This window comes from Sphingomonas qilianensis, from assembly GCF_039614825.1.
GTDB lineage: Bacteria > Pseudomonadota > Alphaproteobacteria > Sphingomonadales > Sphingomonadaceae > Sphingomonas > Sphingomonas qilianensis.
The window spans coordinates 238,935-252,534 of record NZ_JBDIMF010000002.1 but is presented as its reverse complement, the minus strand read 5'-3'; the positions used below and the strand labels follow the sequence as shown (position 1 = coordinate 252,534).

Below are 13,600 nucleotides of genomic sequence, written 5' to 3'. Positions count from 1 at the left end.
CAATGGACACCCGCCCAATCCTGTTCTTCGATTCCGGCGTTGGCGGGCTCTCCGTGCTGGGCGCGACGCGCGCGCTGTTGCCCACCGCGCCGTTCGTCTATGCTGCCGATTCAGCCGGTTTTCCTTACGGCACCAAGAGCGAAGCCGAGATTGCCGTGCGCGTCCCCGCGCTGCTCGGCCGCCTTGCCGAACGCTATCGCCCGCGGCTGATCGTCATCGCCTGCAACACCGCCTCGACCATCGCGCTTGCCGACGTCCGCGCGGCACTCGATCTGCCCATCGTCGGCACGGTGCCCGCGATCAAGCCCGCAGTGGCGATCAGCCGGACGCGCGCGATCGGCGTGCTCGGCACCGACGCCACGGTGCGCCAGCCCTATGTCGACGATCTCGCCCAGCGCTTCGCCGGCGATTGCCTCGTGCTGCGTCACGGCTCGGCCGAACTGGTGCGGCTGGCGGAAGCCAAACTGCATGGCAAGGCCACCGATCCCGCCCGTTATGGGGCGATCCTGCAAGGTTTGTTCGGCCAACCCGGCGGCGCGCGCGTCGATACGATCGTCAATGCCTGCACACATTTTCCGCTGGTCGTAGACGAACTCGCCGCCGCCGCGCCTGCCGGCGTGCGCTTTGTGGATGGCAGCGCCGGCATTGCACGCCGCATCGCGCATCTTACGGCGAACCAACAATGGCCTGATGCGCCGGGCCAGGGGATCGCCGTCTTTACGAGGCGCGATGCGGATAGCAACGCGCTGGCCCCCGCGCTCGCCCGCTTCGGCCTCGATCGGATCGAGTCGCTTTAAGCCTGCTCGGGCGTACGATTGAGCGCGGCATAGCGCTTGGCCAATTCGGCATGCGCGATGCGCGCGCCAGGGTCCGTCGCTTTTTCCAAAAGCGCGCGTTCCTGCGCCTCGCGGCGCATGAAATAGGCGCTGCCGGTGACGGCAATCCTGATGCTGTCGGTCACTGAAAACATCCCTGGGTGCAAAGCGGGAGCGCGAACCATCTCTCGGTCGCGGACCTGCTCTGGAGCGTTCTTCCACGATGGTTTGATCATAGCAGCTTCGCACCGATTCGGCACTTGATTTGGCACAAGTGCGTTTCCTTGAAATCGCTGGAAATCTTGCTGGCGGCGCGGTAGGGCCGGCATATGGACGCGGACCTCAAGGCCGTGCGCGGAGTCGACTATTCGCGCATCTTCACCCAGGCGATTGATCGCCTGCATGTCGAGGGCCGCTATCGCGTGTTCATCGATATCCTGCGCAACAAGGGTGCATTCCCCAACGCGCGCTGCTTTGCCGGGCATAACGGCCCCAAGCCGATCACCGTATGGTGCTCGAATGATTATCTCGCGATGGGCCAGCATCCCGATGTGATCGCGGCGATGGAAGGCGCGCTGCACGATGTCGGCGCCGGCTCGGGTGGCACACGCAATATCGGCGGCAATACGCATTATCATGTCGATCTCGAGGCCGAACTCGCGGATCTGCACGGCAAGGAAGGCGCGTTGCTGTTCACCAGCGGCTATGTCTCCAATGAGGCGACGTTGGCGACGCTCGCCAAGGTGCTGCCCGGTTGCATCATCTTTTCCGATGAACTCAACCACGCCTCGATGATCGCGGGCATTCGCAATTCGGGCTGCGAGAAGCACGTTTTCCGCCATAACGACGTCGCGCATCTCGAAGAATTGCTCGCCGCCGCCGATCCCGCGGCACCCAAGCTGATCGCCTTCGAAAGCGTCTATTCGATGGACGGTGATGTCGCGCCGATCGCGGCGATTTGCGATCTGGCCGATCAATATAATGCGCTGACCTATCTCGACGAGGTTCACGCTGTCGGCATGTACGGTACGCGCGGCGGCGGCATTTCCGAGCGCGATGGCGTGGCCGAGCGGCTGACCATCATCGAGGGCACGCTGGGCAAGGCGATCGGCGTGATGGGCGGCTATATCAGCGCCGATCAGACGATCATCGATGTCATCCGCAGCTATGCGCCGGGCTTTATCTTCACCACCAGCCTGTCGCCCGTGCTGGTCGCCGGCGCGCTCGCCAGCATCCGTCACCTCAAGGCGTCGAGCGAGGAGCGCGACGGGCAGCAGGCGGCGGCGGCGATGTTGAAGTCGATGTTTGCCGAGGCCGGGCTGCCGGTGATGGATTCGACCACGCATATCGTGCCGCTGATGGTCGGCGATCCGGTCAAGGCCAAGAAGATCAGCGATGTCCTGCTCGCCGAATATGGTGTGTACGTACAACCGATCAATTATCCCACCGTCCCCCGCGGCACCGAACGCCTCCGTTTCACGCCCGGCCCGGCGCATACCGAGGCAATGATGCAGGAATTGACCGGCGCTTTGGTCGAAATCTGGAGCCGGCTGGAGCTGCGTCGCGCCGCCTGATGCCTAAGCGTAATGCCGCCGATTGGACGCTTGCCCAGGGCAAAGCGGGCGGCCACGCCACGATCGTCCGCGCGCTCGCCCGTGTGCCGCTGGCCGAGCAGCGCGCCGCGCGCCCGGTGCTGGTCACGATCACTTGGAGCTTCGATGGCGAGGCGAGCGCGGGCATGCCGTCGCGCGCCGTCTACGATCGCATTGAGGGGTTCGAGGAAGTGTTGTTCGGCGCGCTCGACGAGGAGGATTGGGCCACCGAGGCCGCCGCGATCACCGGCAACGGCGCGCGGCAGTGGCGTTTCTACACCACCGATGCGGAGGATTTCGGCGCGCGTTTCCGCGCCGCCCTGGTCGGCCACGCCGTATATCCGGTCGAGCTGGAAGCGACGCCCGATCCCGATTGGCAGGGCCTGCGCGAGGTGCAACCCGCGCCCTGACCCGATCGGGCGTCTGCCACCGTCAGAAGAACAGCTTGCGCACCGACAGGCGCACCGTGCGGCCCAGGGGATCGATATAGCCCGGTGCATACGCCACGGGCGTGACACCACCGGCATCGGTGACTTGCTGCCGCGTATTGGCGATATTATCGATCGATACCGACACGCGCATGCCGCGTAGCCAGGGATGCGCTTTCACCCATTCCAGCCGCTGCCCGAGATCGGCAAACAACCGCAGGTCAAAAGTGGCCAGGCTACCGAAATTGAGCGATTCGGGTGCCGCCAGCGTACCGCCATTGACCTCCGTCGCGCTCATCCAATTGCCCGACAACCGCGCACCCAGGCCATTATTGCTGTAGCCCGCCTGCAGCTCGATCTGATGCCGGGCTTGGCCACCCCCGCCGCCCAGCGTATCGCCCCTGAGCAAATCGAGCGTCGGGCCCCCATCGGCGACCGTGACCCGATCGGTGAGATGCAAGGTGTGATAGAGCGCGAAATTGAGCCGGCCGCCCTGCCCGCCACGCCCGCCGCCGAAGCCGCCCCCGCCGCCGCGTGGACCGCCGCCGCCCGGCCCACCATCGCGCGGTCCCCCGTCAACGCCACCACGCCGCCCCCCGCCCGGCGGCCGCTCGCCACCGGCGGGAGGCGCACCATCCGGACCGGGCTGCCCTTCGGCCCCCGGCGCGCCGGCGCCACGACGTCCGCCGGGCGGCACCATGCCGGCAAACGGATTGGTGCCGGTGCCGGCGCGGAATGCCTCAAGCTGCTTCTGGATCTTGGATTTGATCGGTTGCGAGAAATTGACTCCCCAACGGATCTGCGAGCGATCGCTCTCGGCGAAGTTGATCGGGCGGGCATCGATCTGCAGCAATTGCCCGGCCGAATCGCGCAGGAAGCGCTGCGGAAACGCCGCCTCGATCGCGGCGGTGGCCCCGGGGAAGGAAGCGATCGGGTTATCGACCCGCGTGGCCGTATAATTGGCGGTGAACGTCACATCCTTGTCGGCCCACGGCTTCAGCGTGCCGCTGAAGCTTTTCACGTGGCGCTGATTGGCATCGATCAGCGGATTGCCGCCGCTGATCCGCGTGACGGTCGCGTTGGTGCCGTTGACGAAATCAAACACGCGCACATTGGGCGTGGCGATCACCGGGTCGCCGAGCTGCTGCGCGGTTGGCGCCTGCTCCTCATCGGTAAACGTGGCGAGCACCCGCAGCGCCGGGATCGGTGCCCAATTAAGGCCGTAGCCGACCGTCGTCAGCGTGCCAAAATCGGAGAGTTGATCGAGCCCGAGATTGAAATTGGCCGATAACGTGCCGATCGCGCCGAGCACGTCCTTCGATCGGCTGGTCAGCGGCAGATCGACGTTGAGCTGCCCGTTGACGATATCACGCGATACCTGGCCCCGCTGCACGCCCTCGAAGCGGGTCGCCCGGCTGTCGAAATCGCTCGTCGAAGCGCCGAGGCGCACGCTGGTGGCAATCGCGCCGGCCGGCAGTTCGAAGGCCGTGCCGGCAAGCAGCAGATCGACCCCGCCGGTGCTGGAGATGGATCGCCCGCTATTGGCGAACACGCCGCTCGTCGCCGCGGGTTCGGTCTCGTTGCGCGTCTTGGCATCGACACGATCGTAATTGCCCGTCAGCGACCAGCGCCAGCGCCCGACATCGCCGTTGAAGGTCGTGCCGAGATGGCTGGTCCAGGACGAACTGCGCTGCTCGAGCGCGGCCGGATCGATGACGCCGATAGCGGCGCTCGACAAGCCGTTGAGCCCCAGTCCATTGGTACGCTCGACGCTGCCGTTGATCGTCGCGGCGACGTTGCCGAACACGTTGCGGGCATAGACCGCGTTGGCGGAGAAGCTTTCCGCCTGGCCCAGCAAGGTGCGGTACGCGCGTTGGTCGATGCTGTCGGCCGTGTTGCGCGGAATATCGCGCTGATCCTCGGTCAGCGCCGAACTGCGCTGATACTCGCCGTGCAGCGTGAGCCGCGTCGCCGCCTGAATGTTAAGCAGATCAAGCTTGCCCTCGGGCGTGTTGCGACCGCCCTCCGTGGCCAGCCGATCTACGGCCTCCACCGCGACCGAGCGGAAGCGCCGCCGCAGCACGAAATTGACCACTTTCTGGTCGGCGCGATAACCGAATTTGAGCGCCACTTCCTCGGGCAGCACTTCGACGCGCAGGATCGCTTCGGTCGGGATATCGCGGATCTCGCGGAAACCGGAAATGCGCCGCCCGTTGAGCAGCACGACTGGCTGGCCACCGCGCCCACTGGTGGTTTGCGGGGTGAGTTCGGTCAGCAGATCGCCGATCGAGGAGACGCCGTAGGAGCGGATATCGGCGGGGTTGAGCGTCTGCTCGGGCGTGATGTCCCCCGGGACCGAGCCGGGCGGGCGCTGCCCGGTGACGACGATGTCTTCCATTTCCTCACCGGCCGATTCGCCGGCCAGCGCGTCATCTTGCTGCACGGCGACGGGCGCCGGTGCCACGGCGGCCAGCGCATCCGCCGCAGGTGCGGGTGCAGGTGCAGGTGCAGGTGCAGGTGCAGGTGCGGGCGCGGATACGGCATCCTGCGCCGCTGCGAGAGCAGGTGATGCGGTAAGCATGGTCGCCAAGGCAAGATATGACACGCGCAAAACAATATCCTCAAATCAACTCAAACAGCGCGGTACGGCCCAATTGTCGCAGAATTGTGCCGGACGGAATTTTTACGTGCCGGCGGCCATCGGCGAGGAATGGCGGTCACCACGCGGGCGGTGATGCGCAGCCCATCGGGAGTGGCTATTTTGCGTGATCATTACATAAATTTAAGACGGGGCATGGCAACTATGGGTTGCGGCACCGGCGCTTTTCGATCGGGGGCCCGCGCTGAGGACTTATGGCCCGGATTATCTATGTCGAGGATGACGATCTTGCCGGCCTGCTCGTGCAAGAGGTTCTGACCGAGGCCGGCCACTTGGTTGGCGTGATCGGCCATGGCACGCTGGCATACGAAACGATCGCGTTTAAAAAGCCTGATCTCGTCATCCTCGATCGCGCCTTGCCGGGCTTGCCGGGGATGGAAATCCTCAAGCGCCTGCGACAGACGCCCGCGACATATTTGACGCCCATCTTGATGCTCACCGCCAAGCGGGGAGAAGCAATGGCTGACGAGGCATTGCGGGCCGGGGCAGACGATTATTTGATCAAGCCCTTTACGCCCGAAGATCTGGTGCAGCGCGTGGAAGCCGCGCTCGCGACCAAACAATTCACCGCGGGTCGGCGCGCGCGCTGACCCCCGGCGGATCGCGCGGCAGAGGCGTGCACAAAGTTGCCGCGCGCCGCTGATCGAATACTGCGATGAGCAGCATCCGAGGTTTCGGCGGAATTATTGGCGGAGCGGGAGGAAACCTAATCGGGCCTAAAAATGGGCGCGAGAGCGTCAGTTTCGTGGGCTCATGGCGGCCCACCCCTACTCCTGACCCTATTGTCCGTTCGGCGGCATCCTAGCGCAACAAGGCTTGGCCAAGTTCGGTAAGCTCGGGGTTATGGTAATCGCTCCTACGCAACGGCTCTGGTAATGGTTTGCAATGCGGACCCTATAGACGGGGTAGGGCCCTCGGCGCCGTCACACCAACCCGCGGACCGCAGCGGCCAGTGGTCGACCTGAACGAGGGTCCGCTTCCAAGGAGCTGCAAACTCCATTAAACATCCGGCGTTATGGCCTCTTTGCCAACAGCTGCCCGACCGTTGGCGTCCAAATCCGGTCACCTGCCGGCGTGTTGCGTGAAGCATTGAGCAACTACGATGCCGCTTTAGCAGCCGCCGCTTAGTCCCTGACTGGCGCACGAGCCCGAATTGCTTTTTATCGACCTGATAGCATCGCGTTCGCGTTGCCAATCCCGCTCGGTTTTACAGGTGCGATATCCTCTGACTAAAGAACCGGTCTCCAAGAACCGCTTGCAGATCATCTTTTTGCTCTCATCCGACAACTTCGCGCGATCGTCCGTCCTTGTTGGTTCGTCCAAGAGAGCGGTAGTGAAACCCGTGAGAATAAACACGGTTAAATACAGCGATCGGTCCATGCCCACGCTCCCTTGCATAACACTTCAATCATAGCACAGCCAATAAGATCGGAAAAATTGGATGCATCGCGCAGCAAACGCGGACGATCGTAGGACTGAAGAAAGACGCAAATGATTATTGCTGGGCTCGTAACGCCAGTTTTGCTCTTATCTCTCTTGAAACCTGCTCAACTGCAGTCCAGCAGTTCCGGCCATGGCCGTTAACGCCCAAAGTCAGACGCTCGCGCTCGCCCGGGGAATGGCTTGGCATGGTTGAGAGCCGCCGCCAGCTACACGGCGCTCCGCCCCATAAGCCGACGTTCAGGCTTCCCGCCCCGCTTCCTACAGTCGGTCGATCGTTTAACTTCCGCTCTTAGCTCGGACCGAGCCGTTTGCGGTCTGGCAGCTTTAGGACGGGGGGGAAACCACAAGCGACTCCTCGTCAAGCTCGGCTACCCCGCGTCCAAACGTCATGAATGGGCCATTCTGCTCAGCTCGGACTCTCGACGCATGAGGAGTTGAACGAAGCGATCTGCCGGATGCCGACAAAGGTCGGCTTCTCCGCAACCCGCGCGGAATTGTTCCTGTGAATGGTTGCGTTATAATGTCTGACAAATGCGCGCTGTGCAAAGCGGCCGCAAAGGGGGATGGCATGAGAAAGCTTTTCAGCATTGTTGCGGCGGTAATTGCTGCGACTTCGGCATCCTCGTCTCCTCCCCAGGCGACACCGATTTCGGTTTCGATCGCGGCGGATCGCGCCGGCCCGAAGATCAATCGCGACATCTTCGGCCAATTTGCCGAAAATCTGGGCACTGGCATTTATGGTGGAGTATGGGTTGGAGAGGGTTCAACCATCCCTAACGTTCGCGGCTTACGCACCGACGTTCTGACCGCACTGAGGGCGCTGAAAGTACCGAGCGTACGCTGGCCCGGCGGTTGTTTCGCTGACGAATATCATTGGCGTGATGGCATCGGTCCGCGGGCAAAGCGTGCGGTCACTGTCAACGGCAGCTGGGGCAACGCGCTCGAGAAGAATGATTTCGGCACGGACGAGTTTTTCGACTTCATCCAGCAGATCGGATCGGAGGCCTATATTTCCGTCAACATGGGATCGGGCAGCGTCAAGGAAGCTGCCGACTGGATGGCGTATATGACGGCCGATCCGGGCACGACTGCCGGCGCCGAACGCGCCGCCAACGGTCACCGTGATCCTCATAAGGTGAAGTTCCTTGGTATCGGCAACGAAAGCTGGAGCTGCGGCGGCGCGTATCGATCGGAATATTACGTTGACGAAATGAAGCGCTATGCCCGCTTCGTGCGCAACCTGAACCTTAAGCAGCAGGGGACCGACAACCCGACGGGCGGATCGGTCGCCGGGTCGAACCCGATGCAGCGCATCGCGGTCGGGCCAGGATCGCCGGGGACAGATTATACCGAGGCGGTGATGCGGGCATGGAAGGGACACGATTGGAGCTGGAGCATCGAAGGGCTGTCGCTGCACAATTATACCTGGGTCAGCTGGCCGCCGAGCTACGCCAGCACCGGGTTCGGTGAGCGCGAATATGCCACGCTGATCAAGGACACGCTGAAGATGGAGGACATGATCCGCATCCACTCGGCGGTCATGGACAAGTACGACCCGGAGAAGAAGGTCCCGCTGGTCATCGACGAATGGGGCGTCTGGCTGGCCAAGCTGCCCGGCAGCCGCGACGGATTCCTGCATCAGCAGAATTCGATCCGCGACGCGATCATCGCCTCCATCAACCTGAACATGTTCACGCGCCATGCCGACCGCGTTCGTATGACCGCGATCGCTCAAATGGTGAACGTGCTTCAGGCGATGATCCTGACCGACGGACCGAAGATGGTGCTGACGCCTACCTACCATCTGTTCAAGATGTACGTGCCGTTCCAGGATGCGACGCGGTTGCCGATCACCTTTGACGCCGGCATCTATCGTTTTGGCGATGTCAGCGTGCCGCGCATCGACGCGATCGCCGCGCGTGCCGCGGATGGAAAACTGTGGATCGCGCTGACGAACATCGACGCTAACGCGCCAGCGCAAATCGATGCTCAGCTCCAAGGCATATGGGCGCGGACTGCGTCCGGCACGGTGCTGACCGCTGACCGGGTCGATGCCGTCAACACCTACGACAAGCCGGACTCGGTCGTGCCGCGACAGATTGCTGCGCGCGTGAGCAACGGGCGGATCAGCCTGACATTACCGCCGAGATCGGTCACGGTGCTGTCGGTCACAGAGTAGCGCGTGCGGTGAAACAAATCTTGCAATGCACGTAGGACGTCCTTTGTGACAGACGCAATGCCCACGAAGGTGCTGCGGTTTACAGGATCAGGCGAAAAATATGCTACATTTAGTCAAGCACATGTCCCTCCTAGCGCTTCTTGGGATGGCGATGGGCGGCAGTGCCGCAGCGGCAGATGTGCCCAGCCTGGTCGAGAAGGATGGCCGTCACGCATTGATCGTCGACGGTGCGCCATTCCTCATGCTCGGGCTTCAAGCGAACAATTCGGCCAATTATCCGTCTCAACTGCCGACTGTATGGCCGGCGGTGAGGGCTGCCCATGCCAACACATTGGAGATGCCGATCGCTTGGGAGCAGATCGAACCGACCGAAGGAGCGTTCGATTTCTCCTTCGTCGACGAACTGCTCAAGCAGGCGCGCACAAACGAGGTCAAGCTCGTCCTGCTCTGGTTCGGAACGTGGAAGAACAACAATCCCGACTATGCACCGGAATGGGTAAAACTAAACACCTCGCGCTTTCCGCGGGTCGTAAATGCAAAAGGTGAGGTCAAGAACTCCCTATCACCCCATTTCCGCTCTACGCTCGACGCCGATAGGCGTGCGTTCGTCGCCCTGATGCGGCATCTGAAGGCTGTCGATCAGAACCATGACGTCATCATGGTTCAGGTCGAAAACGAGACGGGCACCTACAGTGCTGTTCGCGACTTCTCGCCCACAGCACAGCGGCTTTTTGACAAACCCGTACCCGCGGAGCTGATCAAGGCGATGCGCGCCAAGGTGGGCACCTGGAAACAGGCTTTCGGCAGGGATGCCGACGAATATTTCCACGCTTGGCATATTGCCAAATATGTGAACGAGATTGCCGCCGCGGGTAAGCGAGAGCTGCCGTTGCCGATGTATGTCAACGCCGCATTGCGCGACCCGTTCAAATATCAGGACCCGTTTACCTATTCCTCGGGCGGTCCGACTTGGAACGTCCTAGACATATGGAAGACGGCCGGGCCGGCGATCGATGCCATAGCTCCGGATATCTACGACCGCGACAGTGCCAAAGTCCGTAAGACTCTGGATCAATATGGCGGCCCCGCCAATGCGCTGTTCGTTCCGGAAATCGGTAGCGACAAGGGCTATGCAAGGCACTTCTACGATGTCTTAGGCCGGCAGGGCATCGGTTTTGCGCCCTTCGGCCTGGATTACTCGGGGTTCTCAAACTACCCGCTGGGCGCGCGGGAAGTGAACGCCCAGACTGTAGAGAATTTTGCCGTCCATTATAAACGATTTGCTCCGATGGCGCGGGAATGGGCCAGGCTTTCGTTTGAGAGCAAGGTCTGGGGCGCCGGCGAGGCCGATGATCGGAAACCGGAAACCCTGCGGCTCGGGGATCGCTGGACCGCAACGCTGACCTATGGCGAATGGCAGATGGGAAAGGTCGGCGACAGCTGGTTAGGGAAGGTCGACCCCGTGCCGGACCGCGCGATTCCGGATGGCGGAGCCGTGATCGCACAATTATCCCCCAACGAGTTTCTGCTCGTCGGGCACCGCGTCCGGGTCCACTTCGACTCGGCGAAGAACGAACGGGTAATGCTCGCCAAGGTTGAAGAAGGCCACTTTGAGAATAGTGTATGGGTGTTCGATCGCATCTGGAATGGTGACCAGACCGGTAGCGGCCTCAATCTGACGACGTTGCCGCAAGTCTTGCGGATCAAGCTGGCAGCATATTAGTCACGACGGTAACCTCGACGTTGACCGCTGCCGCTGCCGCTGCCGCGGCCGCGGCCGCGTTGTGCGTTGTGCGTCGTGCGTCGTGCGTCGTGCGCTGTGCGCTGTGCGCTGTGCGCTGTGCGTTGTGCGTTGTGCGTTGTGCGTTGTGCGTTGTGCGTTGTGCGTTGTGCGTTGTGCGTTGTGCCGGGCATGTTCGTCCGGGGCAACGTTGGCAACGACCAGTTGCGAACATTTAGCAGCCCGCAGCAACGTCTCTAATATCTGCCGTTCGTTCAGGTCCGGCGGAGCGGCGGTTAAGCACTTGCAGCTCCGCTTGTTCGAGCCGAGATTTGATATCGACACGGCAGCTACCAAAGGGATTTGATTCATGCGTAAGCTGACCGGTACGGCGCTCGTATCGCTTGACGACGGAATGCAACCACATGTGGCGAGGCCCGCGCTACTGGCAATTCTGCTCGGCGCCAGCAGCGCCGCCTTTGCCCAGGGAGCGGCCGGGCCGCCCACCCCCACCACCTACCAGAGCTCACCCGAGCGGCGGGCGGCAAACGAAAAAGACTGGGGCCCTTGGCTCGGACGATTCCGTGCCAAGCTAGTGCCGAGCCTGATGCGGGATTTTGGTGAGCGCTACATCTATGCCGCCGCTAATCGGGCGCTGCCGCCGCCCGAAGCCGGCGAGCGCCGTGTCGTGTTCCTCGGCGATTCGATCACCGACCGTTGGAATCTGGCGGCAAGCTTCCCCGGCATGCCCTATGTGAACCGGGGCATCGGTAGCCAGGTGACCGCGCAAATGGTCCTGCGCTTCCACCAAGACGTCATCGAGCTTAAGCCGAGCGCGGTGGTGATCCTGGCCGGGATTAACGACGTGCAGGGCTTTCTTCAGCAGGAGACGTCCGAGCAGATCGAGACCAATTGGGAAGCTATGGCCGATCTCGCCGATCGCCATGGCATCAAGCTGGTGTTCGCCTCGCTGCTGCCGGTCAACAATTACACCGATACGGCCAAGGACGTGCTTCACGAACGCCGCCCCACGGAGTTGCGCGCCCTGAACGCCTGGCTTCAGCGGTTCTGCGCGACCCGCGGCTATGTCTATGCCGACTATTACGCGAGGTTGGTGGACGGCTCCGGTCTCCTAGACCGCCGTCTAAGCGACGACGGCGTGCATCCGCTAGCCACCGGCTATGCACGGATGGCGCCGGTCGCGGAAGCGGCCATCGAGCGAGCGCTGGCGGGGTCGGCAAACCGGTAGATGTCAGCACCCGTCGCGGAAAGCCGGGCGTCGCTGGCAAGACGTTGTGAGCCACAAGCAGACGCAAGCTGATCGACATCGAGTCCGACATGCGCGGCACGTTGCGTAACTTCGGCCTCAAGGTCGGTGTCGTCAGCACGATCGGTTACGAGGCTCGGATTCGTCATCTGGTCGAGGGCTTTCCGAAACTGGCAGCGATCGTCGAGCCGCTGCTGACGGTGCGGCGGGTGATGCGCCAGCAGTTCGCCGTGCTCCACAAGATGCTGCTAGACACGGTTCGGCATGATCCGGTCTGCAAGCGGTTGATGACCGCGCCTGGCGTAGGAGCTGTCGTGGCGCTCAATTACCGCGCGACCGTCGATCAGCCGCAACGCTTCGTCCATTCCAGGGCGGTCGGCGCGCATGTCGGGCTGACACTGAGACGCCATCAGTCAGGCGAGATCGACTATGATGGCGGCATCTCCAAGTCCGGTGACACCATGCTGCGAACGATGCTGTACGAAGCGGCGCAGGTCCTGCTGACCCAAAGCCGGCATTGGTCGTGGCTCAAAGCCTGGGGTATGAAGGTCGCGCAGCGCCGGGGTATGCGGCGGGCCATCGTCGCCGTGGCGCGCCGGCTAGCCGTCGTCCTTCACCGCATGTGGACCGACGGCACCGACTTCCGCTGGGGCAGCGAACCCGGCATCGCAGCCGCGCTCGCCTGACACGCTTTCAAACAGAGGCTTTCACGGTTCTGCTGCGGCAGGAAGAGGTCCTCACGGGGACGAAGGTGGCGTGAAATCGTAACGGCAGCCGCCCCATCGCGAGGGCGCCCGAAAGATTGATCCACGCCGCTTTGTCTTACCCTATCATGGGGCGGCCGCGTGCCGACCCCGGAGAGAAGCACGAACCCCGTGTGGCGATCTCGAGCTCGGTAGAAAATCAGTACCTGGAATTCGTCGCCTATTAATCCGTCACGACCGGCGCGTTTGCGACGGTGGAGAGTGGCGTGCGCCTGTTGACTTAAGCCGCGATAGAGAAGCTGCCGTTGGTGCATCTGGTCGTATCACGGCTTTGGGCGCGGGGGACCACAGCACCATAGCCGGCCACTTTAGGCATAGAAGGTTTGCCAGACGCCTGATGCTCGTTGGGACGTTCCAACAATTCGCTCTTTGCCAGCCGCCATATTCGCCGTCGCTCCTCCCCATTCGGTAATTCCGATGATTAAGGAAAAGGGGCTATTGGACCGCAATAGGCGCCCCTCGTTCCCGCTTGCGAGCATCCGCACACATTGCCGATGCGGTCGCGTGTGCACCCCTAGTGATCCGTACGCCAAGCCCAACGTATCCCAAGTCTCCTGCTCCGAGCGGCAATTTCGGGACCGACAATTGGGGACAGATTCGGGAACTCGGCCATCGCGCACGGCCGTCAGCGCAGGGGTGAAAGTCTCGCTGTCGGTCCGATCTGGAAAAGCGCTGTCAGCCCTGTGGCTAGAAGCGGAATAAACCCAAGCCGTCCGTGACCTCGCCTTGGTAC

General features: G+C 62.5%; 9 protein-coding genes and 1 pseudogene. 8 read left to right on the top strand and 2 right to left on the bottom strand.

The features are described 5' to 3' along the window. The first annotated feature begins 2 nt into the window (after positions 1-2). On the top strand, positions 3-797 hold the full coding sequence (gene murI / locus ABC969_RS07670; protein WP_345864088.1) for a glutamate racemase: 795 nt from the start codon (positions 3-5) through the stop codon (positions 795-797). Here the strand turns inward: murI and ABC969_RS07665 are convergent. Continuing rightward, positions 794-961, bottom strand: coding sequence for a hypothetical protein (locus ABC969_RS07665; protein WP_345864087.1), 168 nt, complete (start codon positions 959-961; stop codon positions 794-796). The two genes, murI and ABC969_RS07665, sit on opposite strands and share 4 nt — an antisense overlap. Before the next feature lie 183 nt (positions 962-1,144). Between ABC969_RS07665 and hemA the strand changes: the two genes are divergently transcribed. Both hemA and ABC969_RS07655 read left to right on the top strand, forming a co-directional pair. Next, positions 1,145-2,389 (top strand): 5-aminolevulinate synthase, encoded by a 1,245-nt coding sequence (gene hemA / locus ABC969_RS07660; protein WP_345864086.1) that lies wholly within the window; start codon positions 1,145-1,147, stop codon positions 2,387-2,389. Further along, positions 2,389-2,817 carry a DUF695 domain-containing protein gene (locus tag ABC969_RS07655; RefSeq protein WP_345864085.1) on the top strand — a complete coding sequence of 143 codons (429 nt, stop codon included), beginning with the start codon at positions 2,389-2,391 and terminating at the stop codon, positions 2,815-2,817. Before hemA ends, ABC969_RS07655 begins: the two co-directional genes overlap by 1 nt. 22 nt (positions 2,818-2,839) lie before the next feature. Here the strand turns inward: ABC969_RS07655 and ABC969_RS07650 are convergent, their stop codons facing one another. Beyond that, complete coding sequence (locus ABC969_RS07650) at positions 2,840-5,440, bottom strand: TonB-dependent receptor (RefSeq protein ID WP_345864306.1); 2,601 nt, start codon at positions 5,438-5,440, stop codon at positions 2,840-2,842. 248 nt (positions 5,441-5,688) lie between these two features. Here ABC969_RS07650 and ABC969_RS07645 point away from each other — a divergent pair, with 248 nt between their 5' ends. The 5 genes and pseudogenes from ABC969_RS07645 to ABC969_RS07625 form a co-directional block, all read left to right on the top strand. Next, positions 5,689-6,084, top strand: a complete 396-nt coding sequence (locus ABC969_RS07645; protein ID WP_345864084.1) for a response regulator transcription factor — start codon at positions 5,689-5,691, stop codon at positions 6,082-6,084. Between the two features lie 1,355 nt (positions 6,085-7,439). Next, complete coding sequence (locus ABC969_RS07640) at positions 7,440-9,116, top strand: alpha-N-arabinofuranosidase (protein WP_345864083.1); 1,677 nt, start codon at positions 7,440-7,442, stop codon at positions 9,114-9,116. Between the two features lie 100 nt (positions 9,117-9,216). Continuing rightward, on the top strand, positions 9,217-10,839 hold the full coding sequence (locus ABC969_RS07635; RefSeq protein WP_345864082.1) for a DUF5597 domain-containing protein: 1,623 nt from the start codon (positions 9,217-9,219) through the stop codon (positions 10,837-10,839). A gap of 367 nt (positions 10,840-11,206) precedes the next feature. Continuing rightward, the gene (locus tag ABC969_RS07630) at positions 11,207-12,085 is read left to right on the top strand and encodes a GDSL-type esterase/lipase family protein (RefSeq protein WP_345864081.1); all 879 of its coding nucleotides are present in this window, start codon (positions 11,207-11,209) and stop codon (positions 12,083-12,085) included. 59 nt (positions 12,086-12,144) lie between these two features. Further along, a pseudogene (locus ABC969_RS07625) lies at positions 12,145-12,789 on the top strand (IS110 family transposase); the annotation flags it as partial. Between the last annotated feature and the right edge of the window lie 811 nt (positions 12,790-13,600).